This is a genomic window from Maritimibacter sp. UBA3975 (assembly GCF_002384975.1).
GTDB lineage: Bacteria > Pseudomonadota > Alphaproteobacteria > Rhodobacterales > Rhodobacteraceae > Maritimibacter.
The window spans coordinates 1-23,681 of sequence record NZ_DGCP01000019.1 but is presented as its reverse complement, the minus strand read 5'-3'; the positions used below and the strand labels follow the sequence as shown (position 1 = coordinate 23,681).

28 protein-coding genes are annotated in these 23,681 nt (G+C 66.2%); 12 read left to right on the top strand and 16 right to left on the bottom strand.

Annotation, left to right across the window (positions count from 1 at the left end; all coding sequences use genetic code 11):
- Positions 1-70: 70 nt before the first annotated feature.
- Positions 71-1,207, bottom strand: a complete 1,137-nt coding sequence (locus tag B2585_RS20340; protein WP_292025865.1) for an MFS transporter — start codon at positions 1,205-1,207, stop codon at positions 71-73.
- A gap of 162 nt (positions 1,208-1,369) precedes the next feature.
- On the opposite strand from B2585_RS20340, the gene B2585_RS20335 reads away from it, so the two are divergent.
- A complete protein-coding gene (locus tag B2585_RS20335; protein WP_292025863.1) occupies positions 1,370-2,029 on the top strand; it encodes a 50S ribosomal protein L25/general stress protein Ctc in 660 nt (219 codons plus the stop codon).
- 48 nt (positions 2,030-2,077) lie between these two features.
- On the opposite strand, the gene B2585_RS20330 is transcribed toward B2585_RS20335, so the two are convergent.
- Positions 2,078-2,776: an FkbM family methyltransferase gene (locus tag B2585_RS20330; RefSeq protein ID WP_292025862.1), complete on the bottom strand. Its 699-nt coding sequence runs from the start codon at positions 2,774-2,776 to the stop codon at positions 2,078-2,080.
- Positions 2,777-2,857: 81 nt separating this feature from the next.
- Between B2585_RS20330 and pth the strand changes: the two genes are divergently transcribed.
- The 6 genes from pth (at position 2,858) to B2585_RS20300 (ending at position 7,801) form a co-directional block, all read left to right on the top strand.
- On the top strand, positions 2,858-3,565 hold the full coding sequence (pth, locus tag B2585_RS20325) for an aminoacyl-tRNA hydrolase (RefSeq protein ID WP_292025860.1): 708 nt from the start codon (positions 2,858-2,860) through the stop codon (positions 3,563-3,565).
- On the top strand, positions 3,562-4,593 hold the full coding sequence (locus B2585_RS20320; RefSeq protein WP_292025859.1) for a DUF2332 domain-containing protein: 1,032 nt from the start codon (positions 3,562-3,564) through the stop codon (positions 4,591-4,593). The genes pth and B2585_RS20320 overlap by 4 nt, the downstream gene beginning before the upstream one ends.
- Positions 4,594-4,621: 28 nt before the next feature.
- Positions 4,622-5,797, top strand: coding sequence for a serine hydrolase domain-containing protein (locus tag B2585_RS20315; protein WP_292025857.1), 1,176 nt, complete (start codon positions 4,622-4,624; stop codon positions 5,795-5,797).
- Positions 5,778-6,152, top strand: coding sequence for a DUF2237 family protein (locus B2585_RS20310; protein WP_292025853.1), 375 nt, complete (start codon positions 5,778-5,780; stop codon positions 6,150-6,152). The genes B2585_RS20315 and B2585_RS20310 overlap by 20 nt, the downstream gene beginning before the upstream one ends.
- Positions 6,153-6,485: 333 nt before the next feature.
- Positions 6,486-7,214 (top strand): hypothetical protein, encoded by a 729-nt coding sequence (locus tag B2585_RS20305; RefSeq protein ID WP_292025851.1) that lies wholly within the window; start codon positions 6,486-6,488, stop codon positions 7,212-7,214.
- Positions 7,215-7,384: 170 nt separating this feature from the next.
- Positions 7,385-7,801, top strand: a complete 417-nt coding sequence (locus tag B2585_RS20300) for a hypothetical protein (protein ID WP_292025850.1) — start codon at positions 7,385-7,387, stop codon at positions 7,799-7,801.
- A gap of 23 nt (positions 7,802-7,824) precedes the next feature.
- Here the strand turns inward: B2585_RS20300 and B2585_RS20295 are convergent, their stop codons facing one another.
- The 4 genes from B2585_RS20295 to trpB all read right to left on the bottom strand — a co-directional run bounded on the left by B2585_RS20295 (position 7,825) and on the right by trpB (position 10,840).
- On the bottom strand, positions 7,825-8,382 hold the full coding sequence (locus B2585_RS20295; RefSeq protein ID WP_292025847.1) for a helix-turn-helix transcriptional regulator: 558 nt from the start codon (positions 8,380-8,382) through the stop codon (positions 7,825-7,827).
- Between the two features lie 17 nt (positions 8,383-8,399).
- Entirely contained in the window at positions 8,400-8,840 is a 441-nt protein-coding gene (locus B2585_RS20290) for a hypothetical protein (RefSeq protein ID WP_292025844.1), read from the bottom strand.
- 78 nt (positions 8,841-8,918) lie between these two features.
- Complete coding sequence (locus B2585_RS20285) at positions 8,919-9,443, bottom strand: hypothetical protein (protein WP_292025843.1); 525 nt, start codon at positions 9,441-9,443, stop codon at positions 8,919-8,921.
- 158 nt (positions 9,444-9,601) lie between these two features.
- Positions 9,602-10,840: a tryptophan synthase subunit beta gene (trpB, locus tag B2585_RS20280; protein ID WP_292025841.1), complete on the bottom strand. Its 1,239-nt coding sequence runs from the start codon at positions 10,838-10,840 to the stop codon at positions 9,602-9,604.
- A 143-nt stretch (positions 10,841-10,983) separates the two neighbouring features.
- Between trpB and B2585_RS20275 the strand changes: the two genes are divergently transcribed.
- Positions 10,984-12,609, top strand: coding sequence for a tannase/feruloyl esterase family alpha/beta hydrolase (locus B2585_RS20275; protein WP_292025839.1), 1,626 nt, complete (start codon positions 10,984-10,986; stop codon positions 12,607-12,609).
- Between the two features lie 35 nt (positions 12,610-12,644).
- Here the strand turns inward: B2585_RS20275 and B2585_RS20270 are convergent, their stop codons facing one another.
- From B2585_RS20270 to ihfB, 5 genes are read right to left on the bottom strand one after another with little or no spacing between them, the layout of a single operon-like run.
- The gene (locus tag B2585_RS20270) at positions 12,645-12,899 is read right to left on the bottom strand and encodes an N-(5'-phosphoribosyl)anthranilate isomerase (RefSeq protein ID WP_292025837.1); all 255 of its coding nucleotides are present in this window, start codon (positions 12,897-12,899) and stop codon (positions 12,645-12,647) included.
- Positions 12,900-12,934: 35 nt separating this feature from the next.
- On the bottom strand, positions 12,935-13,327 hold the full coding sequence (locus B2585_RS20265) for a GNAT family N-acetyltransferase (RefSeq protein ID WP_292025836.1): 393 nt from the start codon (positions 13,325-13,327) through the stop codon (positions 12,935-12,937).
- 56 nt (positions 13,328-13,383) lie between these two features.
- Positions 13,384-14,022, bottom strand: a complete 639-nt coding sequence (locus B2585_RS20260) for a phosphoribosylanthranilate isomerase (RefSeq protein ID WP_292025834.1) — start codon at positions 14,020-14,022, stop codon at positions 13,384-13,386.
- A 10-nt stretch (positions 14,023-14,032) separates the two neighbouring features.
- Positions 14,033-14,383, bottom strand: coding sequence for a LapA family protein (locus B2585_RS20255; RefSeq protein ID WP_292025833.1), 351 nt, complete (start codon positions 14,381-14,383; stop codon positions 14,033-14,035).
- 13 nt (positions 14,384-14,396) lie between these two features.
- Positions 14,397-14,678 carry an integration host factor subunit beta gene (gene ihfB / locus B2585_RS20250; protein WP_292025831.1) on the bottom strand — a complete coding sequence of 94 codons (282 nt, stop codon included), beginning with the start codon at positions 14,676-14,678 and terminating at the stop codon, positions 14,397-14,399.
- Between the two features lie 482 nt (positions 14,679-15,160).
- On the opposite strand from ihfB, the gene B2585_RS20245 reads away from it, so the two are divergent.
- A complete protein-coding gene (locus B2585_RS20245; RefSeq protein ID WP_292025829.1) occupies positions 15,161-15,655 on the top strand; it encodes an AAA family ATPase in 495 nt (164 codons plus the stop codon).
- Between the two features lie 68 nt (positions 15,656-15,723).
- Here the strand turns inward: B2585_RS20245 and rpsA are convergent, their stop codons facing one another.
- Entirely contained in the window at positions 15,724-17,406 is a 1,683-nt protein-coding gene (gene rpsA / locus B2585_RS20240; RefSeq protein ID WP_292025826.1) for a 30S ribosomal protein S1, read from the bottom strand.
- 385 nt (positions 17,407-17,791) lie between these two features.
- On the opposite strand from rpsA, the gene B2585_RS20235 reads away from it, so the two are divergent.
- Together B2585_RS20235 and B2585_RS20230 are read left to right on the top strand one after the other, a co-directional pair.
- Positions 17,792-18,913 (top strand): sulfotransferase family protein, encoded by a 1,122-nt coding sequence (locus B2585_RS20235; RefSeq protein WP_292025825.1) that lies wholly within the window; start codon positions 17,792-17,794, stop codon positions 18,911-18,913.
- On the top strand, positions 18,910-19,623 hold the full coding sequence (locus B2585_RS20230) for a sulfotransferase family 2 domain-containing protein (protein WP_292025824.1): 714 nt from the start codon (positions 18,910-18,912) through the stop codon (positions 19,621-19,623). Before B2585_RS20235 ends, B2585_RS20230 begins: the two co-directional genes overlap by 4 nt.
- An 88-nt stretch (positions 19,624-19,711) precedes the next feature.
- Here the strand turns inward: B2585_RS20230 and B2585_RS20225 are convergent, their stop codons facing one another.
- The 4 genes from B2585_RS20225 to trmB form a co-directional block, all read right to left on the bottom strand.
- On the bottom strand, positions 19,712-20,320 hold the full coding sequence (locus tag B2585_RS20225; RefSeq protein WP_292025823.1) for a (d)CMP kinase: 609 nt from the start codon (positions 20,318-20,320) through the stop codon (positions 19,712-19,714).
- A gap of 4 nt (positions 20,321-20,324) precedes the next feature.
- Complete coding sequence (locus tag B2585_RS20220; protein ID WP_292025822.1) at positions 20,325-20,831, bottom strand: hypothetical protein; 507 nt, start codon at positions 20,829-20,831, stop codon at positions 20,325-20,327.
- Between the two features lie 80 nt (positions 20,832-20,911).
- Positions 20,912-22,264, bottom strand: a complete 1,353-nt coding sequence (gene aroA / locus B2585_RS20215) for a 3-phosphoshikimate 1-carboxyvinyltransferase (RefSeq protein WP_292025821.1) — start codon at positions 22,262-22,264, stop codon at positions 20,912-20,914.
- 75 nt (positions 22,265-22,339) lie between these two features.
- Positions 22,340-23,053: a tRNA (guanine(46)-N(7))-methyltransferase TrmB gene (trmB, locus tag B2585_RS20210; RefSeq protein ID WP_292025820.1), complete on the bottom strand. Its 714-nt coding sequence runs from the start codon at positions 23,051-23,053 to the stop codon at positions 22,340-22,342.
- Positions 23,054-23,127: 74 nt separating this feature from the next.
- Between trmB and B2585_RS20205 the strand changes: the two genes are divergently transcribed.
- Entirely contained in the window at positions 23,128-23,628 is a 501-nt protein-coding gene (locus B2585_RS20205) for a DoxX family protein (RefSeq protein ID WP_292025818.1), read from the top strand.
- Positions 23,629-23,681 lie beyond the last annotated feature (53 nt).

Sequence of the window (23,681 nt, the reverse complement as noted above, 5' to 3'; positions counted from 1 at the left end):
GCGACGGCCCGCGCGCAGCGCGGGGCGGCGCACATCCAGCGCGGGCGTCAGCCCGCACCGTTTCACAGCCTCAGCGTCGCCCAAGCGCGATGATGGCGGGGATGATGAGGGCCGAGATCACGCCGATGGCGGCGAAGGATACGCGCAGCGATCCGAACTCGGCAAAAAGCCCCATCAGCGCAGGCCCCGCGAAAAAGCCCAGAAGCCCCAGCATCCAGGCACGCGAAATCGCCCGGGGCCGCGCCGCGTCCGACACCTTGCGCGCAATGATCGAATTGGTCGACGGCACGATGACCGCAACCCCCATCGCCATCAGCACCACGCCCGCGTGGACCTGCCCCACATTGACCGCCAGCGCGATCACGAAGGCCCCGATCACGGCGAGCGAGGCCGACGACAGGATCAGCCGCTCCGCCCCGAGCCTGCGCGCCAGCGCCTGACCGAACAGCCGCCCCGCGAACATCACGAAGCCGAAGGTCGCGGGGCCAAAGCTCCCGGTCCCCTGCAAGGCGCCGAAGGTGCGCTCGATATGAAGCGCGGTCCACGCCTCCGACGCGTTCTCGACCACGAAGGAGGCGAACAGGACGAGACCGGCAAGCAGGACCACGACCCGCGGCGGCCTGCGCCCGGCCCGGCTCTCGTCCTGCGCCCCGCCCGGATCGCGCGCGTCCCAGCCGATCAGGACATAGACCAGCGCGATGGCGGCCAGCACGACCGAGATCGACCGGAAGTCCCAACCCCCGGTGCGCAGCACCGCGACGATGATCGCCGTGATCGCGAAGGACAGGGAATAGGCGGCATGGGCGAAATTCATCAGATGCACGTCGCGCCGTGCCTCGTAGGCCGCGATGCGCACATTCGCGGTCATGTCGGAAAACGCCACCGCGAAACCGCCGAGGAAGATCGCGACCGCCAGCGTCGGCACGGACCCCACCATGAGGTAGAGCAAAAGCCCCGCCGCGATCATCAGCCCGCTGATCGGCAGGATCGTCCCGCCCACCTTCTCGCCCAGCCACGGCGCGGCCCACATCGCCAGCACCGAGGCGCTCGCGGGCACCATGAGCAGCGCGCCCATCAGCCCGTCCGAGGCCCCGACCGCCACCTTGATGTCCGGCATCATCCCCGCCAGCGCGCCCCAGTAGACCCCCGTCGCCATAAGCACGAGCGTCGGTCCGCGCACCACCGCAAGCTGTTCCAATCGCGTCATGTCGGCTCCTGTTCGCGCAAGCGCGATAGCCCCGATCCGCAGGGGGCGCAAGCGATGCACTTTTCCCTTCCCCTGTTCACGATTCCCGTCTATACGCGCGGCTTCATGCGGCGTTGCACCCTTGGAGGAACGTCGTGGACCTTAAAAATTTGGAGAAAACCCATGGCTGGTGAAATTCCTGACTTTCACGCCACGGTACGGACGGGGACAGGCAAGGGGGCCGCTCGTCAAGCTCGCCGCGAAGGCAACGTACCTGGTATCGTATATGGTGGCGGTGAGCTCGATCCGCTCCCGATCAACATCCCCTTCAACGTGCTTCTGGCGCGGCTCAAGGCGGGCCGTTTCCTGTCGACGCTGTTCAACCTCAAGGTCGAAGGCCAGGAGGATGTCCGTGTCATCTGCCGTAACGTGCAGCGTGACGTGGTCAAGGACCTGCCGACCCACGTCGACTTCCTGCGCCTGAAGCGCACCTCGCGCATCAAGCTCTTCATCCCGGTCGACTTCGTGAACGAAGAAACCGCGCCCGGCATCAAGAAGGGCGGCGTGCTCGTCGCCGTGCGTCCGGAAGTGGAACTCGACGTTCTCGCCGGTGACATCCCCGAGAAGATCGAAGTGGATCTGGCCGGCCGCGAAATCGGCGACGTGATTCACATCTCCGACGTGACCCTGCCGGAAGGCTCCAAGGTCACCGTCGAGCGTGATTTCGTCATCGCCAACATCTCGGCCCCGTCGGGCCTGCGCGCCGCCGACGACGAGGACGAAGAGACGCCGGAAACCGAGGTCATCGAGCAGAAAGCCGAGACCGTGGAAGGCGAAGAATAATCCTGTCCGATACCGGATGGTGACACGGGGCCCTTCGGGGCCCCGTTTTCATTTATCGCACCTTTGCAGCACGATAACCTCGCCCCGCGTGCCCCACGGCATGAGTGTCATGTTGTTTTTCGACATTCCGTCAAAAATCGCCTTCACGCCCGACGGCGGGTAGAGCGCCGTGTGGATCTCCATGACGACCAACCTGACGCAGTCCGGCCAGGGCTGCTGGCACAGCTCCAGTTCGCCCCCCTCCACGTCCATCGAAACGACCGTGGGCCGGTGTTCTTCCAGAAGGGCCGAGAGCTTCAGCGCGGGCACCTCGACGATCCGGTCGGGCCGCGTGTTCTCGTCGGCGATGGAGGACGACCAGAACGCATCGCGCGCCGCGAACAGCACCGACTCCTCGTCATAACTGTCGGCCACCACGGCCCCGTGCAACAGCGTTGTCGCGGAGGCACCGTTGGCGTCGAGGTTCTCCCGCAGGGCCTCCATCATCACCGAATTGCCCTCGACCGCGACCACGTTCCCCGGCCCGGCCTTGCGCCCCGCGAGGATCGAGATGTATCCGGCCCCCGCCCCGATATCGAGCACCCGGTCCCCCGCCTTGACGTGGCGCTCCACGGCCGCGGCCTCGTTCCACTCATAGCGCCCGTCTTCCAGCGCCTTGCGCAGAGGCGCGGTGAGCGCCTTGCCCGGCACCCGCAACTTGATGTCTTTCAGCGTGAAACTCGCCATGCCCGTGTCCGTCCTGCCCATCCCTTGGCAAGCGTCCGTCGCTCGCCTAGTTTTGCGGCCAATCCTAGAAGGCGCTGGAGGAAAGTCCAGCGAGCGAACAGAATGAAACTCTTTGTCGGCCTCGGCAATCCGGGCACCAAATACGCGGGCAACCGCCACAACATCGGCTTCATGGCCGTGGACCAGATCCAGGCGGATCACGGGTTCGCGCCGTGGCGCTCGAAATTCCAGGGTCAGGTGAGCGAAGGGGTCCTCGCGGGCGAGAAGGTGATCCTGCTCAAGCCCGAGACTTTCATGAACCTCTCCGGCCAGTCGGTCGGCGAGGCGATGCGCTTTTACAAGCTCGACTCGACCGACGTGACCGTGTTCCACGACGAGCTCGACCTGCCCCCGTTCAAGGTGAAGCTCAAGCTTGGCGGCGGCCACGCGGGCCACAACGGCCTGCGCTCGATCCACCAGCACATCGGCCCGCACTACGGGCGCGTGCGCCTCGGCGTCGGGCATCCGGGCCACAAGGACAAGGTCTCGCCCTATGTTCTGTCCGACTTCGCCAAGCAGGAGCACAAGTGGCTCGACGACCTGATGCGCGGGATTTCCGACGGGGCCGAACACCTTGTCGACGATGACAACGCCAAGTTCACCAATGCCGTCGCCCTGCGCACCGGCGGGCAGAAGCCGAAGGCCGAAAAGCCCGCGCCCAAGCCAACGGCCCCCGCAGAATCGGACGCGCAGCCCGCCAGGACGGAGGAGCCGCCCGCGCCGGAGGACACCCGCTCGCCCCTGCAAAAACTCGCGGACAAGTTCCGTTGACCCTCGCGACCGCCTTCCGCGAGCAGGCCAAAAGCAACGAGGCGCTGGACTCCCCCTTCACCGCCCGCGTCCTGCGCCGGGTGGCCGACCAGATCGCGCCCGGCACGCCGGTCATGGACCGGATGCTGGCCTTCACCGGCGATTTCGGCCCGTCCGGCCAGTCGGTCCCCCTGCGCCTCCTCGGCGGCCTGCACGCACTCGTGCTCTCGGGCGAGGACGCGGGACTTGCCGCCTGCTACCCGCCCAACCCGGCCCCGGACGACGCCACGCTCGATGCCGCGCTGGCCCATGCGCTCACCGTCGGGGCCGAGACGCTGCTCACCTACCTCGCCCTGCCGCCCCAGACGAACGAAGTGCGCCGCTCCGCCGTGATGATCGCGGCGGGCCACTGGCTTGCCGACCGTTACGGCCTGCCCTTCGTGCTGACCGAACTGGGCGCGAGCGCGGGCCTTAACCTGATGTGGGACCGCTACGCGCTCGACCTGCCCTGCGGCTATCGCGGCCCTGCCGACCCGGCGGTGACGCTGACCCCCGAATGGACCGGCCCCTGCCCGCCCGACGCGACCATCGCGGTCTCCGACCGGCGCGGCATCGACGTGGCCCCGATGGACGTCACCGACCCGGACGACGAACGCCGCCTGCTCTCCTACCTCTGGGCCGACCAGCCCGAGCGGATCGAACGCACCCGCGCGGCCATCGCCGCCTATGACGCGCAGGTCGACCAGAGCGACGCGATGTCCTTCCTCCCCATCCGCGTGGCGATCAAGCGTCCGGGCCACATCCACCTCGTGTTCCACACCATCGCCTGGCAATACTTCCCGCCCGCGACCAAAGCCGCCTGCGAAACCGCCTTCGCGGCAGCCGGCGCCGCGGCCACCGAGGACGCCCCCATCGCGCGCCTGTCGATGGAGGCCGACGACGACGGCCCCGGCGCGGCGATCACGCTCACCACATGGCCCGGCGGCGAGGTCCGGCGCATGGGCCGCGTGGATTTCCACGGGCGCTGGCTGGACTGGACCCCGGAGTGACCCCATAGTCACCGCGAGGAGGACCCCCATGAGACACATCGCCTATATCCTGATCGCGATCATCGCGCTCGCAGCCCTGTTCGGCATCATCCGGCGTGAGGAGCTGGGCCGCCTCATGGCCGTCCAGACCCTGTTCGACGAGGATCGGATCGTCTCGAACTTCTCGAACATGGACGAACTGTTCAAAACCGTCCCGATGTCGCGCGGCGACGGCCCGGTCTCCCCCCTGCCCGAGGGCGAGCCGATCGACCTCCCGCCCCGCGCGAGCGAGTGGATCGAGGACCGCGCCGTGACGGCGCTCGTGGTCCTCTCAGAGGGCGAGATCGTCTATGAGGACTATTTCCTCGGCACCGACGCCGACGACCGCCGCATTTCGTGGTCGGTCGCGAAAAGCTGGCTCTCGGCGCTGCTGGGCATCGTCATCGACGAAGGCGCCATCGACTCGATGGACGACCCGGTCACGAAATACGTCCCCGAACTGGCCGGCACCGCCTATGACGGCGCGACGATCCGCAACGTGGCGAACATGGCCTCGGGTGTGGAGTTTGACGAGGATTACCTGGACTTCTGGTCCGACATTAACCGCATGGGCCGCGTGATCGCGCTTGGCGGCTCGCTCGACGACTTCACCCTCGACCTGGAGGACAGCCGGACGGCACCGGGCGAGGAATGGTATTACGTCTCGATGGATACCCATGTGCTCGGCATGGTGATCCGCGCCGCCACCGGCGAACGCATCCCGCCGCTGCTCGAAGACAAGATCGTGCAGCCCCTCGGGCTCGAGGCCGATCCCTATTACCTTTCGGACGGCGACGGCAACGCCTTCGTCCTCGGCGGACTGAACATGCCCACCCGCGACTACGCCCGCTTCGGCCAGATGATCGCGCAAGGCGGCATGTGGCAGGGGCAGCAGATTGTGCCCTCCGACTGGATCGACCGCTCGACCGAGGCCACCGCGCCCGCAGGGGAGTCGCCCGCCGACACCGGCTATGGCTTCCAGTGGTGGCTCCCCGCCAATGCCCGCGCGGGCGAGGTCTTCGCCATCGGCGTCTACGGCCAGTACATCTGGATCGACCGGGAGCAAAACGTCGTCATCGCCATGAACTCGGCCAACCGGGACTTTACGCGGGACGGGGTCATGGCCGACAATATCGCCATGTTGCGCGCGATCACGGAGAAAGCCCATGAAGCCCGAACCGATTGAGCCGATCAACGTGCTGGGCGGCACGCTCCTTTTGTGCTCCGACGAGCCGCGCACGGGGTATTTCCGCGACGGCTACTGCAATACCTGCGACGCCGACCGGGGCAACCATACCGTCTGCGCGGTGATGACCGCCGAATTCCTCGCCTATTCCAAATACGTGGGCAACGACCTGTCGACCCCGCGCCCGGAATTCAGCTTCCCGGGCCTGAAACCGGGGGACCAGTGGTGCCTCTGCGCGGCGCGGTTCCTGCAGGCCCATGACGAAGGCTGCGCGCCGAATATCCGGCTCGAGGCGACCCACGGACGCGCGCTGGAGGTGGTGCCGCTGCGGGTGATGGAGCTCTACGCGGTCTGATCCGACATTTTTTTCGAAAATTTTTTTTCGGACCCACACGCGGAAATCGCGGGAAGTGATGGCTCACGCGCAGAGCTGACTCCTGTGTGTTTCAAGGACGCGGCGATTGGCACGATGAACTGTGCGCAAAGTTTCACAAAAAACCTCGTGATCTCCGCAGGCCATTTTTTCGCAAATGAGACGGGAACTTCCACAACCCGGCGCCTGTTGTCCGGTCACAGCCTCCAACGGGCGGCGCCCTCATACGACCGATGACGGTCTATGCGATTTGGCTCCGGCAGGTTGGGGGAGGCATCCAGGGGGTGCCGTACCACTAAGAGTTAGGAGTCTGTTATGAACCGCTTTGCTACCATGACCGCAATCGCCCTGATCGCCGCGACGCCGGCGGCCACCGCATTCGCTCAGGACTCGGCCCAGGCCGAACTGAACCAGGAAGTCTATGCGATGGGTACGACCGAGCTGCGCAACGACGGCTACAATGTCGACACCGTGCGCCAGGACAGCGACGGCATGCTGACCTTCATGGCGTCCAACAACACCAACGGCCGCATCCTCATCATGGATGACGACGGCGAGATCGTGTCGGACACGATGACCGACCTGAACGCCTCGGCCATGCTCGACGCCGAAGGTGACGACGGCGACGGTTCGCTCTCCGCGACCGCCGGAACCGGCACGCAACTCGGCGTGGAAACCATGTCGGACGATGGCGACGACTCGGGCAGCTTTTCCGCGAACGTCGGCTCTGACACCAATATCGGCATCGACGCCGAAGGTGATGACGGTGACGGATCGGCTTCGGCCAACGTCGGGACCGGCGTCAACGTCGGGATCTCCGGTGAAGGTGACGACGGCGACAGCTCCGGCTCCGTGAACGCCGGTGTCGGCGCGAACGTCGGCCTCTCCGGCGAAGGCGACGACGGCGACAGCTCGGGTTCGCTCGACGCGAATGTCGGCGCTGACGTCGGCCTCTCGGCTGAAGGTGATGATGGCAACGACAGCGGGTCGCTTGGCCTCAACACCAATATCGGCCTTGGCATCTCCGCCTCCGGCGACAGCTAAGGCACGGGTCATTCCGTAAACAAGGTGGCGCCGGTTTTCCGGCGCCACTTTTTGCGTCCGACCGATTAAATGCCTGATTTCCGGAACAAATCGAGGCTTCGGGGGTTGGTTTCCCGAGCCGCCCCGACCCCGCGCAACGCCCGGTCGGCGCGCTCTTCGGGAGACGCACCATGAAACGCAAGTTGACCGCATTCTCCGCAATCGCAGCTCTCGCCGCCTTTGCCGCTTTCGGGCAGGCCGAAGATGTCGAACTGAACGAAACCGTCTATCAGCAAGGCCTCACCCAACTTGTCGCAGACGGCTATGACGTGATCCAGGTGGATCAGGACGAGAGCGGCACGATGAGCTTTTCGGCCCACAACGGGCGCGAGGGGCGGATGCTGATTCTAGATGCCAACGGCATGCTCATCTCCGACGGGCCCGCAGAGGTGAAGACCGGCGAAGATGTTTACGCCGCCGCGCAACCGCGCCTCAGCGACGCGCTGGCCGAAGGCGACCTTGCCACAAGCGAAGCCAAGGACGATGCGGTCGATCCGAAGACGGCGCTCGAGGCCCCGCATGGACCCGGTGCAGACGCGCTCAAGTGATTTTGCAGAGATAACCCACGGCATCATGGCCGGTGCGCGATGATGCCTTTGTCCTGCACCACGGGCGGCACAACGTCCGGCGCGACCGCCTGCATCGTCTGGTCGTCCAGCAACGCCTCGATGAGGTCCGAGAGCAACTGCGCCCGACCGCTCACCCCCGCCTTCCGGTAAATCGCGTTCGACTGCGCCTTCACCGTCCCTTCCGAGGTGCCCCGCAGCGCCGCGATCTCCGCCGTCGTCATTCCCTTGATGGAAAATAGCGCGACGTCCCGCTCGGCCGGCGTCAGGGCCCAAGCGTCGAAGCGCTGCGACACGAGGTCGAGGAAGGCCGTTGTCGCCTCCCGCAGCTTGTCCTCGGCAAGCCGGTGATTGCGCCGGACCCGCGTCATCGCCACGAGCCCGAGGCAGAACCCGATCAACAGGCCGGTCGCCGCCCCGATCTCGATGAACTCGCGCAGTTGCCACGGTATCGGCTGGGTCCGTATCCCGATCCGAGACGACAGGATGTCCGAAATGAAGAACCCTGCGCAGACGGCCTGTAACGCCAGCGCCAGCCCGATCAGGACGCGGTCCTGTGCCAAGCGCCTGCGCCCCTGCATCAGTCGTCGTCCCCGCGGTCCGGGCTGTCGTGATCTTCACGCTCACCCCCGTCGTCGTCCGAGCGACCGCTGTTATCCGCGCTGCCCGTCGTGACACCCGGCACCGAACTTCCCGCGTTGGACCCGTCGCGTGGTCCGGCAGCCCGATCAGAGCCGAAGCCGGGGTTGAGCAGTCCCGTGGTTTGTCCGCCCGACCGCCCGCTCCGCTTCTGCCAGTAATCCCGCAGGATCTCGCCCGTGCTCGCGTTGAACACGATCTCGCGCACGAAGTCGTCCGACGTCGCGACAACGCGCAGGCGGCCCAGCAAGGTGGTCGAGACCTCCATCCGGGTGAACCCCTGCGCCGAAAGCGTGCGCGTGACGGTGTCCAGATCGACATCGGCCAGCGCCGGCCGCGCGGCCAGCACGAGCCAGACCGACAGGATCAAAAATCGCCTCAATCGATATCCTCCTGATGCAGACTGACACGCTCTCACCATGTGGGACAATCACGGAAAGAGCGTGCCATTGTCGCAGGGTCAGTCGTCGTCATGCCCCCCGCGATGCTCACGATCGCTATCGTGGTCCCGCTCATGGTCGCGGTCCCGCGACTGATCGTGACGTTCGGCCTGGTTGCGCTCAGCGGACTCGTTGCGCGCGCTGCGCTCGTGATCATCGTTGCCGTGATCGTCATAGCGGTCATGGTCAGGCCCATCGTCATAACGATCATGGCCGGGCCCATCGTCATCCGAACGGCCCGCCGTCATGCGGCGGTCGTCCCCGGACCGGTCACGCTCGCGGGCGCCGGTGCTCATGCCAAAGTCACCCGCGCGCACCCGTTCGCGCAGGACCGCGCCGTTGCCGTCATAGACCCGTTCCACCGACCCGTTCGGACCATGCGCTTCGATCTTGATGCTGTTGGGGCGGTTCATGATCTCGACGCGGGTGAACCCCTCACCCGCGAGTCCCTGGACGATCTCGTTGATCGTGTCCTGCGGGGCGGCGCTCGCCCCGGTCGCTGCGACGATCGCGGCAGCGGCCATGCCTGCAAAGTTGAATTTCATGATGCGTTCCTTTTTCGCAATCTCCTCCGCCGCCTGATCGTGGCGACTGGGAGGAGACTGGGATCGAAAAGGGACCGCGCACCATACGCACCGGGTTTACCCGCCGCCGCGCAACCCCGGTGCAGATGCCAATAAACTCAGGTTTATGGCCGGACCAATCAGCCGGTGGCCAGACCGGACATGTCGGTGCCCAGCGCCTTGGCCACCGTGAAGATGTCCTTATCGCCCCGCCCGCACAGGTTCATGATCATGATATGATCCTTGGGCAGGTCCCCCGCGATCTTCATCACATGGCCCAGAGCATGGCTCGGCTCCAGCGCGGGGATGATCCCCTCGGTTCGGCACAGAAGCTGGAACCCGTCCAGCGCATCCTGATCGGTGGCCGACACATACTGCGCCCGCCCGATGTCGTGCAGCCACGAATGCTCCGGCCCGATGCCCGGATAATCCAGCCCCGCCGAAATCGAATGACCTTCAAGGATCTGGCCGTCGTCATCCTGAAGCAGATAGGTGCGGTTGCCATGCAGCACGCCCGGACGCCCGCCGGTGAGCGAGGCACAGTGCTCCATCTTGTCGTCCACACCCTTGCCCCCGGCCTCGACGCCGATGATGTTCACGTCCTTGTCGTCGAGGAACGGATAGAAGAGGCCCATCGCGTTGGACCCGCCGCCGATCGCGGCGATGATCGTGTCGGGAAGCCGGCCCTCGGCCTCCTGGATCTGGCGCTTGGCCTCCTGCCCGATGATCGCCTGGAAATCGCGGACCATCGCCGGATAGGGGTGCGGCCCCGCCACCGTGCCGATGCAGTAGAACGTGTCGCGCACGTTGGTCACCCAGTCGCGCAGCGCGTCGTTCATTGCGTCCTTGAGCGTGCCGCGCCCGCTCGTCACCGGCACCACGTCGGCACCCAGCAGCTTCATGCGGAACACGTTGGGCGCCTGCCGCTCGACATCATGCGCCCCCATATAGACGATGCACTTCAGCCCGAACTTGGCACAGACCGTCGCGGTCGCCACGCCATGCTGGCCCGCGCCGGTTTCGGCGATGATCCGCGTCTTGCCCATGCGGCGCGCAAGGATGATCTGGCCCAGCACATTGTTGATCTTGTGCGCGCCGGTGTGGTTCAGCTCGTCCCGCTTGAGATAGATCTTGGCCCCGCCAAGCTCCTCGGTCAGCCGTGCGGCGAAATAGAGCGGCGAGGGGCGGCCGACATAGTGCTTCCACAGGAAATCCATCTCGTCCCAGAAGCTCTGATCGGTCTTCGCGTTCTCGTACTGCTCCTCGAGTTCGAGGATCAGCGGCATCAACGTCTCGGACACGAAACGCCCACCGAAATCGCCGAACCGGCCTTTTTCGTCAGGCCCGTTCATGAAGGAATTGAAAAGATCGTCGGCCATTTTGCCCTCCGGATGCGTTGATTGTTCCTAGTGCCTGCCCGGACCCGACGCAAGAAGTCGCGCGCCGCCCGCCGGGTCGAATTATTTTCCTTGGAAAGTAAATTGATTCTGCGCTTAGATCGGGGCGTCTAAGGGAGGACACCATGAAACACTACTTCACCAGCGCGGCGGTGCTGGCCCTTGTGCCGTTCGCCGCGACCGCGTCGCCGGAGATGTGCGACGCAGCCGCCGACCTCTCGGTCGAGGGCGTCACGTTCACTTCCGCAACCTATGCCCCGATGGGCGAAGAAAGCCCCCTCGATCACTGCATCGTGCAGGCGACGATGGCCGAGCGCACCGGCACGGACGGCAAGGATTATGCCATCCGGTTCGAGCTGCGCTTGCCCGACGACTGGGACGGCGCCATCGTGCATCAGTTCAACGGCGGTAACGACGGGGCCGTGGTCCCCGCGCTCGGCGCGATCACCGGGCTTGCCCCCGGCGACGGGGCCCTTGCCCGTGGCATGGCGGTCGTCTCGTCCGACGCGGGCCATGACGGCGAGGCAAACCCCGATGCAGGCCTCGCGGGCGGCAACGTCTTCGGCATGGAATTCGAAGCACGCCGCAACTACGGCTACGCCGCCGTGCCGCAGGTGCAACGGGCCGCCGAAGCCCTGACCACTGCCTATTACGATGGCGAGATCGAATACCGTTACGGCCTCGGCTCCTCCAACGGCGGGCGTCATGCGATGGTGGCGGCCAGCCGGATGGGCGACACCTTCGACGGCCTGCTCGCGGGCTACCCCGGCTTCAACCTGCCGCGCGCGGCGATCCAGCACGCCTGGGACGTGCAGAATTTCCTCCGCGTCGGCGAGACGCTGCCGCAATCCTTCTCGCGCGAGGAAATGAACCTTGTCGGCGCGTCGATCACCGAAGCCTGCGACGCGCTCGACGGGGCCGAGGATGGGCTCGTGCTCGACCCGATGGGGTGCCAGGACACGTTCGACCCGAAGAGCATGGCTTGCACCGACGGGCAAAACAGCGACTGCCTGCCGTCTGAAAAGGTCGAGGCGCTCATCGCCATCCACGGCGGCCCGAAAACCAGCACGGGCGATGCGCTCTACAGCGATTGGCCCTGGGATCCCGGCATCGCCTCGGGCGGCTGGCGGTTCTGGAAACTCGAAAGCCCGATTCCGCCGTGGGAAAACCAGCCTCTGATCGCCGTGATGGGCGCAGGCTCTCTCGCGCAGGTCTTTTCGACCCCGCCGACCGAAGTGGCGGGCAGCCCGCCCGCGTTGCAGGACTTCCTGACCAGCTACGACTTCGACGAACAGGCCGCCCGCGTCACCGCGACGTCCGAGGACTTCCCGGAAAGCGCGGTCGAGGTCATGACGCCCCCGGACATGGACGACCCCATGCTGGCCGACTTCGTCGCATCCGGCGGCAAGATGGTAATCTTCCACGGGACCGCCGACCCGGTGTTTTCCTTCAACGACACGACGGGATGGTATGACCGCCTGTCGGAGAACGTGGACAACGTGCGCGAACACGTCGTCCTCTACCCCGTGCCGGGGATGCAGCACGGTCAGGGTGGCCCCGCGCCGGACGCCTTCGACCTGCTCACGGTCCTGACCGATTGGGTCGAGAATGGCAAAGCCCCCGGCCCGGTCACCGCGACCGTCCGCGAAGACAACGCGGAAGCGCCGGAGGCCGTGCGCGGCGAAACCCGTCCCCTTTGCCTCTATCCGCAAGTCGCGCGGGCGGACGGCGACGGGTTCGCCTGCCAGTGAACCAAGGCGGGGCGCGGTCCGACCGCGCCCCCGACCTACCCGTGCAGCGCGACGGCGCGTGGGGCGGCGAGCTTCACCGGCGCGTGGTTGCAGAACACGATGATCGTGTCGCCGTTCTCGATCGCCTGAAACCCGCGCTCACGCACTTCTCCCAGGAACCTGTCCCGGCCGACGATGCGGTCGATATCGCTCAGACGGCGCTTGATGACGCCGCCGGAGGTGGCTGTGGTGGAGGAAAAGGCTGCGGACAGCCATGTGTCGGGGCTCTGCGGCGGGATGAGATCTGTCATGGATTAACCATGGCCGAGTCGCGGTGAATCCCCGGTTAACGTGGCTCCAGAGGTTTCTTGAACCCCGCATGGGTCGCATCGAACCCGAGGCGCTCATAGAACCGATGCGCATCCGTCCGCGCGGCGTTCGAGGTGAACTGCATCAGCACCGCCCCCGCCGCCCGCGCCCGGTCCTCGGCATCCGCCATCAGCGCGGCCCCGATCCCCTGCCCCCGCAAGTCCGACCGCACCCGCACCGATTCCACCTGCGCCCGGATCGGTGTGGACGGCGAAACGAGATGCAGGATGCTGAGTTGGTAACAGGCAACGACCGCACCCCCGTCCAGCCCGACGACCAGCTGCGTGGTCCCGTCCGCGATCATGGCAAGGTACTGCGCGACCGGATCGGCCTCCACCGGCTCCGGCGATCCCGGCGCGCGGTCTTCCATCAGGAGCTCCATAACCGCCGCCACATCGTCAGGCCGCGCTGCACGAAAGACGATGTTCACAGGGCGGCCTTGAGGAACGCGGCGATCCGCTCCGCGTCCTTCTCCCCCGGCGCGCTTTCGACACCGGACGACACGTCCACCTGCCGCGCGCCCGTGAGCTTCGCGGCCAGCGCCACGTTCTCCGGCGTCAGCCCTCCGGCCAGCATCCACGGCACCGTCCAGTGCCGCCCCTGCAACAGCCGCCAGTCGAAGGCGAGCCCGTTGCCGCCGGGAAGCTCCGCCTCCTTCGGCGGCTTGGCATCCACGAGGATCTGATCGGCCACGCCCGCGTAATCGTCGATCCGCGCAAGGTCCGCAGCCTCCGCGATCCCCACCGCCTTCATCACCGGAAGGCCGTAGCGCGAACGGATTTCCGCCACCCGTTCCGGTGTCTCGCCCCCGTGAAGCTGCAGCATGTCGAGCGGCACCCGCGCCGTGATCTCGTCCAGCAGCGCGTCGTCCGCGTTCACGACGAGCGCGACCTTCGCCACGCCCGGCGGCACTTCGGCGGCCAGCGCGGCGGCGGTCGCGACGTCCACGTTGCGCGGCGATTTCGGAAAGAACACGAAACCCACGTAACGCGCCCCCGCCTCGACGGCGGCCGCCACATGCCCGGGCTCGCGCAGCCCGCAGATTTTCACTCGGATGTCACTCATGGCGGTGTGCTTACCGCCCGTCCTCCAGAAGCGCCAGCACCTCGTCGCGCGGACCGGCCTTCTCACGCTTGAGGTCCTGAACCTCGCTCGCGAGCTTGACGGCGGCGGACTTGGCGCGGCGCCCTTCGGCCCGGATCTTGTGCTCGCGGAACCATTCCCAGACGAAGCCGATCATCACGCCCGCGATAATCGCCATGAAGATCACGACGAACAGCGGCAGGTTCACGGTCCAGCTCCAGCCAAGGAACCCGGCCATCTCGGTCGGCAGGATGCGCAGTTCGACGATGTTGCGGTTGGCCAGGGCGACGGTGATAAGCACCACGGCCAGCGCAGCGAGAAACGCGTAGCGAATGTATCGCATGGGTGAGAGCCTTTCAGTTCCCGTTCAGACGGTCGCGCAGAAGCTTGCCGGTCTTGAAGAAAGGCACGTGCTTCTCTTCCACATCAACCGATTCACCCGTGCGCGGGTTCCGCCCCACTCTGGCATCCCGCTGCTTGACGGAAAAGGCGCCGAAACCGCGCAACTCGACCCGGTCGCCCCGCGCCATCGCCTCGATCACCTCTTCGAAGATGGTGTTCACGATGCGCTCGACATCACGCTGGTAGAGATGCGGATTCTCGTCCGCGATCTTCTGAATGAGCTCCGACCGGATCATCCCGTCATCCCCCCCGAAGGACTGTGTGGCGTTTGTTGGCAGCACGCCTCTAGTGCCCTGACTATAGGGGGAAACTCGGCTTGCGGAAACAGGCTTGGCTGGTGGTCGCCGGGAAATATGGCGGCAATCTGCCGGGTTTTTCATGTAAAACCCGTCTGTTAGGCAGCTCTGGCGCCAAAAATACGCGCACGCAGCACGCGAGGGCCAATGTTAGCACCCGATGATTCGGGGGCGGTCAGGGGGTGCAGAACCGCTCCGCCGCGTCGCGGCTCAGGGCCGCGCGGGCCGATAAGGGACATCCATCGCTTTCGGCCCGCCCCGCCCTTATCGTTGCGCCCGGTCCCGGCTTCACGCTATAGCTCCCACATGACTGGTATCATAAACGAACGGGTGCCTGCCGCCCTGCGAATTACCGCCCCGGCCTGATCACAGGGCCGGGTACGCGTCGCCGTGTTCGCATTTCCAACCAGTCGAGGTCTTCCATGACATCCGCATTCCCCATGCTGCATTTCCTTTGCGGCAAAGCCGCTTCCGGTAAATCCACCCTTGCCGCCCGTTTGGGCAACGCGCCCCGGACCATCGTCCTGTCCGAGGACGCATGGCTGTCGGCGCTTTACGGCGACCAGATGACCACGCTGGCCGATTACGTCGCCTGTGCGGAACGCCTGCGCGGCATCATCGCGCCCCACTGCGTGACGCTTCTCTCAGCCGGAGTGTCGGTGGTGCTGGATTTCCCGGCGAACACGCGTGAGACGCGGCGATGGATGCGGCGCATTGTCCGGGACACCGATGCAAGTCACATCATGCACGTGCTCGACGTTGCCGATGAGGTGGCCCGCGACCGAGCGATGGCACGCAATCGGCAAGGGGCGCATCCCTTCACCCTGACCGAGGCTCAGTTCGACCGGCTTCTCGCCCATTTCGATCCGCCGTCACCGGATGAAGGGTTCACCCTGAAGCATCACACCGCGCCCTGACCCAAACGAAAACGGCCCCGGATCGCTCCGGGGCCGTTTCCAATCTCTGCAGCTTCAGGCGAGACGACTTATTCGTCGTCCTTCTTGAGCGCAGCGCCGAGGATGTCGCCGAGCGAAGCACCGGAGTCGGACGAACCGAACTGTTCCACGGCTTCTTTCTCTTCGGCGATCTCGCGGGCCTTGATCGACAGGCCCAGACGACGCGACTTGCTGTCGACGTTGGTCACGCGCACATCAAGGTGGTCACCGACCTGGAAGCGCTCGGGGCGCTGCTCGGCACGGTCACGCGACAGGTCGGAGCGGCGGATGAAGGACTTCATGCCTTCGTATTCCACTTCGATCCCGCCGTCCTCGATGGCCGACACGGTCACGGTGATGATCTGGCCGCGCTTCACGCCGCCCACCGCTTCGGCGAACGGATCACCGTCGAGCGACTTGATCGAGAGCGAGATACGCTCTTTGTCCGTGTCCACTTCGGTAACGACGGCTTTGACCACGTCGCCCTTGTGGAACTGTTGGATGGCTTCTTCGCCACGCTGGTCCCACGAGATGTCCGACAGGTGAACCATGCCGTCGATGTCGTTGTCGAGGCCGATGAACAGACCGAATTCGGTGATGTTCTTGACTTCGCCTTCGACCTGCGTGCCCTCGGGGTGCGTTTCTGCAAACACTTCCCACGGGTTGCGCATGGTCTGCTTGAGACCCAGCGAAACGCGACGCTTCGCCTGGTCGATCTCGAGAACCATGACCTCGACCTCTTGCGAGGTGGACACGATCTTGCCCGGATGGACGTTCTTCTTGGTCCACGACATTTCCGAGACGTGGACGAGGCCTTCGACACCAGGCTCCAGCTCCACAAACGCACCGTAATCGGTGATGTTCGTGACGCGGCCCTTGTGGACCGACTCGAGCGGGTACTTGGCAGCGACCAGATCCCACGGATCTTCCTGAAGCTGCTTCATGCCGAGCGAGATGCGGTGCGTCTCTTTGTTGATCTTGATGACCTGGACGTTGATCGTCTCGCCGATCGAGAGGATCTCGGACGGGTGGTTCACACGGCGCCAGGCCATGTCGGTGACGTGCAGCAGGCCATCGACGCCGCCGAGGTCGACGAATGCGCCGTACTCGGTGATGTTCTTGACCACGCCTTCCACGGTGTCGCCCTCGGTCAGCTTGCCGATGACTTCGGCACGCTGCTCGGCGCGGCTCTCTTCAAGGATCGCACGACGCGAGACAACGATGTTGCCACGGCGACGGTCCATCTTGAGGATCTGGAACGGCTGCTTGAGACCCATCAGAGGGCCAGCGTCGCGCACGGGGCGCACATCGACCTGCGAGCCGGGCAGGAACGCCACGGCGCCGCCGAGATCGACGGTGAAGCCGCCTTTGACACGACCGAAGATCGCGCCCTCGACGCGGTTCTCGTCGGCATAGGCTTTTTCCAGGCGGTCCCAGGCTTCTTCGCGGCGGGCCATCTCGCGCGAGATGACGGCTTCGCCACGGGCGTTTTCGGCAGCACGCAGGTAAACCTCGACTTCGTCGCCGACGGAAATGTCGGGCGCTTCACCAGGGTTTGCGAATTCCTTGAGGTCGACGCGGCCTTCCATCTTGTAGCCGACGTCGATGATGGCTTGGCCGGCTTCGACGGCGATGACCTTGCCTTTGACAACCGAACCTTCGTCCGGGGTGTCCATTTCGAGGCTTTCGTTAAGGAGGGCCTCGAATTCCTCCATAGATGCATTGGCGCTCATAAGCGGTGTCTAGTCCTTTACAGTTCTATTCGGGCCGCACGGTTGTCTCCGCGGGTCTTTCATGGGTTTCGCGACAGGACCCGCAAAACAAAGAGGGCCGGTTGCCCGACCCTGCTCGCTCTTCGGCTGCGGCTTAACGCCTGTCTGGGCGCGCGTATATGCGCCATGGGCGCTTTTGGCAAGGGTGAACCCGCGCGCGCAGCCGCCCCCGCGGGCGGTCTTTGGCCGTCCGCACCCGCGCCGGGCGCGTATGACAAATCGTATGTACACTGTGTGCACACGATGTGCACAGGAGTCATACGCCGGATTTTGCCGGTCCCTGCCCCTGTCCGGGGCTTCCCAAGGCGCGCCGTTTGCGGGCAGACTGCGCCCCGATGGAACGCCGATGACCGACACGCCCGACACCCTCAGACCGCTTCTCGCCCGCGCGGAAACCGCGCTCAACGCGGGCCGGTTCGACGACATGCACGCGGCCCTCGACGCGGCCTTCGCCATCGACCCCGGATGCCTCGCGGGCCTGTGGACCTATACCTATGGCACCCGTTTCGCAGCGCACGATGCCGTCCTTGAAAGGATCGAGTCCTACGCCCGCCAACCGGGCCTCGCGCCCCCCTTACGCGCCCAGCTTTTGTTCATGCGCGCCAAGGCGTTAGACGATCTCGGACGCCATGCGGAGACCTTTGAGGTCGTGCTTGAGGCCAATGAAACAAAGGGCGCCACCTTCGACACCCCGGCGATAACGGCCCTGACCCACCGGCTCATCACGGCGGTCCGCGCGGCCCCCGATATCCGCCTGAACGCCCAAGGCCCGCGCATGATCTTCGTCCTCGGAATGCCCCGCTCCGGCACCTCGCTCATCGCGCAGATGCTGGGGGCGCATCCCGCGATCACCAACCTCGGCGAACGTGTCGCCCTCGGCCCCGCGCTGGAGCGGCGGCAGACCGGCGCGAACCCCCACCTCGCCTTCCTCGACGGGATTGACCAGGCCCGGCTCGAAACCGCCCGCGCCCGCTATCTCGACGGGGTGCCGGAGGCGGGGATTTTCGTCGACAAGATGCCCGAGAACTACCTGTTCGCCTGGGCGATCCCGATGCTCTTTCCCGACGCGCTGATTCTGCATATGCGCCGCGACAGGCTCGCAACCTGTTGGTCTTGCTACAAAAATGACTTCCGCGAGGGGCACCGCTACAGCTATGACTGGGCCGACCTGACCGCGCAGTACGACCGCCACCTCAACCTGTGCGCCCTCGGACGCGAGCGGGCCGGAGAGGCGTGGCACGAGGTCTCGCTCGACCGGCTGACCGCCCACCCGGAACAGGTGCTGACCCCGATCCTCGCCGCCCTCGGCCTTAGCTGGGACGCGGCCTGCGCCGCGCCAGAACGGGCCGGCGGCGCGATGCCGACCCTGTCCAAATGGCAGGTGCGCCAAGGCATCGACCCGGCAATGGCACAGGGCTGGCGGGCCTATGAACCGATGATCCGCGCGCGGCTCGAGGGGGCGAGGTGATCTCGCACCACCACCGGACGATCTTCGTCCATATCCCGAAATGCGGCGGCCAGAGCGTCGAGCAAGCGTTTCTCGATGACCTCGGCCTCACATGGGCGCAGCGCGCGCCGCTCGTCCTCGGTCGCAACCTGCCGGGCGGCGCCGGTCCGCCCCGGCTCGCCCACCTGAGCGCGGCGGACTACACCCGCCACCACTTCGTGACGCCCGAAATGTGGCGCGACTATTTCACCTTCGCCGTGGTGCGCGATCCCGTCGCCCGCGCCATGTCGCTGTTCAACCACCTTGCCCCGGTCGCGACGCTCGACGCGTTCGTGCACGACTGGCTGCCAGAGCAATTCGCGCTCGCCCCGGCCTACGAGGCCTCAAAGCACGGCAACCCCGGCAAGTATCATTTCGTGCGCCCGCAAACCGACTTCGTCACGACTGCGGAGGGCGCGATCCTGCCCGACAGGATCATCCGGCTGGAAGACCTCGCAACGGTCTGGCCCGAGGTCCAGTCCAACGCCCGGTTCGCCGCCTCCCTGCCCCACCGCAATGCGAGCGGGTCCGGCGTGACGACCCGCGACCTGTCACAACGCGGCGTCGACGCGATCGCGGCCCTCTACCAAAGGGATTTTGAAACATTCGGCTATGATCCGGGCGTCCGCCGGCCCACGACCCGGATGCACCCGTTCCGCCGCGTCTTCACGCGTCTCAGCAGAGGGTCCTGACGGCCCCCCCTTCTCTGTTCTCCAAATACTTCGGGGGTGCGGGGGCAGCGCCCCCGCCCGGGTCGCCCGGCGCAGCCGGGCGAAGCCCTCAGCCGCGCGCCTTGGTCACGACGGCGATGGCGGCCGCGACCGCCTCGTCGATGGACATATGGCTGGTGTCGATGGTCACGGCATCATCCGCCGGTTTGAGCGGGGCAGTCGCACGGGTCCGATCCCGCTCGTCCCGCGCCCGGACGTCCGCCAGCACGCTGTCGTAGCCCGCGTCATGGCCCGTTTCGAGCAACTCCTTGTGGCGCCGCACGGCACGAACCTCGGGGCTGGCGGTGACGAACAGCTTTGCGGGTGCTTCCGGGCAGATCACGGTCCCGATGTCGCGCCCGTCCAGAACCGCGCCGCCATCGCGCATCGCGAAGGCACGCTGGAAATCTACGAGCGCCTCGCGCACATCCGCCTCAACCGCCACGCGGCTCGCCGCCTGAGCTACCTGCGGGGTGCGCAGGCCCAGCGCGTCGAGGTCCTCGGCGCTCAGCGACCGCGCCACGTCCAGCGGCTCTTCGCCGTCGAGCACCCGCTTGCCCACCGCGCGGTAGATCAGCCCCGTATCCAGATGCGCAAAGCCGAAATGCGCCGCGACCGCGCGCGATATCGTGCCCTTGCCCGCCGCGGCAGGTCCGTCGATGGCGACTGTGAACCCCAAGTTGCTATACCTCGCTCGTCTCTGGTCGCCTTTTGAAGAAACTCGCGACGAGGAGCAAGATCGAGACCGGCAACAGGCCCCATTTCGCCAGGGTAAACGTGCTGGCCCAGGCCACGACCGCAGGGTCGAGTCCCTCGGGACCGACGAGGAGCAGCCGCGTCACCAGCGTATTCTCTGCAAGGTCGGCAGCCCCCATGAGGACCGGCACCACCGCCAGAACGCGCCAGACCCCACCGGCGATCCAGAGGCCGTAGCCGAAAGAAAGCGCAAACAGGATCGGCACCGCCCGGTCCCAACTGCGCGAGACCTTTGCATAGGCGTCCGGAAAGCCCGGATCGGCAGTGGTGAGAAGCGTGGTCAGGTCTGCGGTGTCGTAGCCGGTGGCGCGCAGATCCGGGATCGCTGCGCCATTCGCAAGCGCCATCATCGGCGGGCCGACGACCGCCACGAGGAGGACATAGACCACCAGCGTCACCGCCAGCAGTCCCCAGAACACCATTCTGCGCGTCATCCCGTCGCCTCCACCATTCCCCGTTCGGATCACGATAGCAGCGACACGCCCGGCGCACAGCATGATCTTCGCAATGGGGCTTAGTCGCCCGTGCGCGAGATCTGTGCCCCGAGGCCCGCCATGAGCGGCTCGAAGATCGGAAAGGACGTGGCGATGGGCTCACCGTCGTCGATGCTCACCGGGTTTTGCGCGCCGAAACCCAGGACCATGAAGCTCATCGCGATCCTGTGGTCGAGCCGCGCGGCTGCGGTGCCGCCCCCCGGCACGCCGTCTGGCCCCATGCCATGAACAGTCATGTAATCCTCGCCCTCCTCGACGGTGATCCCGTTGGCCTCAAGCCCCCGCGCCATCGCGTCGATCCGGTCGCTTTCCTTCACGCGCAGTTCCTTGACGCCGACCATCTCGGTCTTGCCGGTGGCGAAGGCAGCAACGACGGAGAGAACCGGGTATTCGTCGATCATGGAGGCCGCGCGGTCCTCGGGCACACGGATGCCCTTCATGTCGGGCGAAAAGCGCGCGCGCAGGTCGGCGACCGGTTCGCCGCCCTCCTCGCGCATGTTCTCATAGGTCAGGTCCGCGCCCATCTCGATCAGCGTGGCGAACAGCCCCGCGCGGGTCGGGTTCAGGCCGATGTTCGGGACCAGCACGTCCGAGCCGGGAACAATCAAAGCGGCGCAGACCGGGAACGCCGCCGAGGAAGGGTCGCGCGGCACGGCAATGGTCTGCGGTTTCAGCTCCGGCTGGCCGGTGAGCGTGATGACGCGGCCCTCGTCGGTATCTTCGACCGACAGCGCAGCGCCGAACCCCGCCAGCATCCGCTCGGTGTGGTCGCGCGTCGCCTCGGCCTCGATCACAACGGTTTCGCCGGGTGCGTTGAGACCTGCGAGCAGCACGGCGGATTTCACCTGCGCCGAGGCCATCGGGGTGCGGTAACGCACCGGCACCGGGTTTCGCGCACCGACTACCGTCATCGGAAGCCGCCCGCCGGTGCGCCCGAAGCTTTGCGCGCCGAACAGCGCGAGCGGGTCGGTCACACGGCCCATGGGGCGCGAGCGGAGCGAGGCGTCGCCGGTGAAGGTCGCGGTGATCGGCGAGGTCGCCATGCAGCCCATGATGAGCCGGACGCCGGTCCCGGCATTGCCGCAGTCGATCACGTCCTCCGGCTCGGCGAAGCCGCCGACGCCAAATCCATGCACGCGCCACGCCCCGTCGCCTAGCCGCTCGACGTCGGCGCCGAAGGCGCGCATCGCGGCGGCGGTGGCGAGCACGTCCTCGCCCTCAAGAAGCCCGGAGATCTGCGTCTCGCCCACGGCCATCGCGCCAAGGAGCAGCGAGCGGTGACTGATCGACTTGTCGCCCGGCACCTGCGCCGTGCCGGTCAACGGACCGGAGGCGTGGCTGGTCATGGGAATAGGGTCACCGTGTCCGGACATGGAGCTCTCCAACTTGGGTTCACGGGCTGATAGCGCACCCGCCCGGACCCGTCCACGCCGTTTGCGGCAAGCGGCTCAGACGCGGCGGAACGTGAGGTAATGGGGCACCCGCCCCTCGCGCAGCGCCTTTTGTTCGTAGCGGGTGGACAGCCAGTCGTCCCAGGGCTCGCGCCAGTCGCCGGGCCGCTCGGCCAGCCAGTCGAACCCGGCCTTCGGCACTTCTTCGAGCGTCTGGCGCACATAGTCGGGAATGTCGGTCGCCACCCGGAACTCGGCCCCCGGCTTGAGCACGCGGTGGAGCGGCTCCAGATGTTCGGGCGTGACGAACCGACGGCGGTGGTGGCGGGCCTTGGGCCAAGGGTCAGGGTAGAGCAGGAACGCCTTGGAGATCGAGCCGTCAGGGAGCACGTCGAACAGATCGCGCGCATCGCCGGGATGCACCCGGACGTTGGTGGCATCGGACTGGCGCAGTTTGCCCAGGAGCATCGCGACGCCGTTGATGAACGGCTCGCAGCCGATGAGGCCCACATCCGGGTTCGCCTCGGCCTGGTGGACGAGGTGTTCGCCCCCGCCGAAGCCGACCTCCAGCCAGACATCACGCTCGCCGAACAGCGCGGCGAGGTCGAGTGGCGTGCGGTCGGGGTTTTCTTCCCAGTCCACCGGACCGGAGGAGAGGTGCGGCAGATCTTCGTCCAGATAGGCCTGCTGGCTGCCGCGCAGGCCCTTGGCCTTGAACCGGCCGTAGAAATTGCGCCACGGCGCGCCGCTCTTGTGTCTCGTCTCGCTCATGGCCCGCGCATACCCCCAGCCGGGGCGCGGATCAACCTGTTCCCATGCGCACATAACCTGCTTGAAAATGTCGGATGGTGCGTATCGTCGCGATGACGCATGACGGGTCCATCGCCTTTATGGGCCTCAAACACAGGATGAAGACAATGAACGCACAGACCCTTTCTTACGCCGCGCCGCTGGCGCGTGTCCTCCTCGCCGCGATGTTCATCATCTCGGGTCTTCAGAAGATCACCGGCTATGCCGGCACGCAGGGCTACATGGAGGCGATGGGCGTGGCCCCGTGGCTCCTCCCCCTCGCCATCCTCGTTGAAGTGGGCGGCGGCATCGCCCTTCTCCTGGGCTGGCAGGCCCGCACGGCGGCCTTCCTGCTCGCGGGCTTCTCGATCGTGTCCGGGCTGCTCTTCCACCTCGTGCCGTCCTTCGGGATGGAAGACGCGATGGCCGCGCAGGCGCAGGTGATCTCGTTCATGAAGAACGTCACCATCGCGGGCGGGATGCTGATGGTCGTGGCGTTCGGGCCGGGCAAGCTGTCGGTCACGCGCCGCGACGCGGCCCTAGTGCCCGCGGAGTGATGTCGCCCGGGCTTGCGCCCGGTCGATCCGGGCGGGGGGAGGCCAGCCTCCCC

What these genes read in the sequence shown, in the direction of transcription:
- B2585_RS20340 (WP_292025865.1), bottom strand. Translation starts at nt 1,207, where the DNA reads ATGACGCGATTGGAACAGCTTGCGGTGGTGCGCGGACCGACGCTCGTG.
- B2585_RS20335 (WP_292025863.1), top strand. Translation starts at nt 1,370, where the DNA reads ATGGCTGGTGAAATTCCTGACTTTCACGCCACGGTACGGACGGGGACA.
- B2585_RS20330 (WP_292025862.1), bottom strand. Translation starts at nt 2,776, where the DNA reads ATGGGCAGGACGGACACGGGCATGGCGAGTTTCACGCTGAAAGACATC.
- pth (WP_292025860.1), top strand. Translation starts at nt 2,858, where the DNA reads ATGAAACTCTTTGTCGGCCTCGGCAATCCGGGCACCAAATACGCGGGC.
- B2585_RS20315 (WP_292025857.1), top strand. Translation starts at nt 4,622, where the DNA reads ATGAGACACATCGCCTATATCCTGATCGCGATCATCGCGCTCGCAGCC.
- B2585_RS20310 (WP_292025853.1), top strand. Translation starts at nt 5,778, where the DNA reads ATGAAGCCCGAACCGATTGAGCCGATCAACGTGCTGGGCGGCACGCTC.
- B2585_RS20305 (WP_292025851.1), top strand. Translation starts at nt 6,486, where the DNA reads ATGAACCGCTTTGCTACCATGACCGCAATCGCCCTGATCGCCGCGACG.
- B2585_RS20300 (WP_292025850.1), top strand. Translation starts at nt 7,385, where the DNA reads ATGAAACGCAAGTTGACCGCATTCTCCGCAATCGCAGCTCTCGCCGCC.
- B2585_RS20285 (WP_292025843.1), bottom strand. Translation starts at nt 9,443, where the DNA reads ATGAAATTCAACTTTGCAGGCATGGCCGCTGCCGCGATCGTCGCAGCG.
- trpB (WP_292025841.1), bottom strand. Translation starts at nt 10,840, where the DNA reads ATGGCCGACGATCTTTTCAATTCCTTCATGAACGGGCCTGACGAAAAA.
- B2585_RS20275 (WP_292025839.1), top strand. Translation starts at nt 10,984, where the DNA reads ATGAAACACTACTTCACCAGCGCGGCGGTGCTGGCCCTTGTGCCGTTC.
- B2585_RS20270 (WP_292025837.1), bottom strand. Translation starts at nt 12,899, where the DNA reads ATGACAGATCTCATCCCGCCGCAGAGCCCCGACACATGGCTGTCCGCA.
- B2585_RS20265 (WP_292025836.1), bottom strand. Translation starts at nt 13,327, where the DNA reads ATGGAAGACCGCGCGCCGGGATCGCCGGAGCCGGTGGAGGCCGATCCG.
- B2585_RS20260 (WP_292025834.1), bottom strand. Translation starts at nt 14,022, where the DNA reads ATGAGTGACATCCGAGTGAAAATCTGCGGGCTGCGCGAGCCCGGGCAT.
- B2585_RS20255 (WP_292025833.1), bottom strand. Translation starts at nt 14,383, where the DNA reads ATGCGATACATTCGCTACGCGTTTCTCGCTGCGCTGGCCGTGGTGCTT.
- ihfB (WP_292025831.1), bottom strand. Translation starts at nt 14,678, where the DNA reads ATGATCCGGTCGGAGCTCATTCAGAAGATCGCGGACGAGAATCCGCAT.
- B2585_RS20245 (WP_292025829.1), top strand. Translation starts at nt 15,161, where the DNA reads ATGACATCCGCATTCCCCATGCTGCATTTCCTTTGCGGCAAAGCCGCT.
- rpsA (WP_292025826.1), bottom strand. Translation starts at nt 17,406, where the DNA reads ATGAGCGCCAATGCATCTATGGAGGAATTCGAGGCCCTCCTTAACGAA.
- B2585_RS20235 (WP_292025825.1), top strand. Translation starts at nt 17,792, where the DNA reads ATGACCGACACGCCCGACACCCTCAGACCGCTTCTCGCCCGCGCGGAA.
- B2585_RS20220 (WP_292025822.1), bottom strand. Translation starts at nt 20,831, where the DNA reads ATGACGCGCAGAATGGTGTTCTGGGGACTGCTGGCGGTGACGCTGGTG.
- aroA (WP_292025821.1), bottom strand. Translation starts at nt 22,264, where the DNA reads ATGTCCGGACACGGTGACCCTATTCCCATGACCAGCCACGCCTCCGGT.
- trmB (WP_292025820.1), bottom strand. Translation starts at nt 23,053, where the DNA reads ATGAGCGAGACGAGACACAAGAGCGGCGCGCCGTGGCGCAATTTCTAC.
- B2585_RS20205 (WP_292025818.1), top strand. Translation starts at nt 23,128, where the DNA reads ATGGTGCGTATCGTCGCGATGACGCATGACGGGTCCATCGCCTTTATG.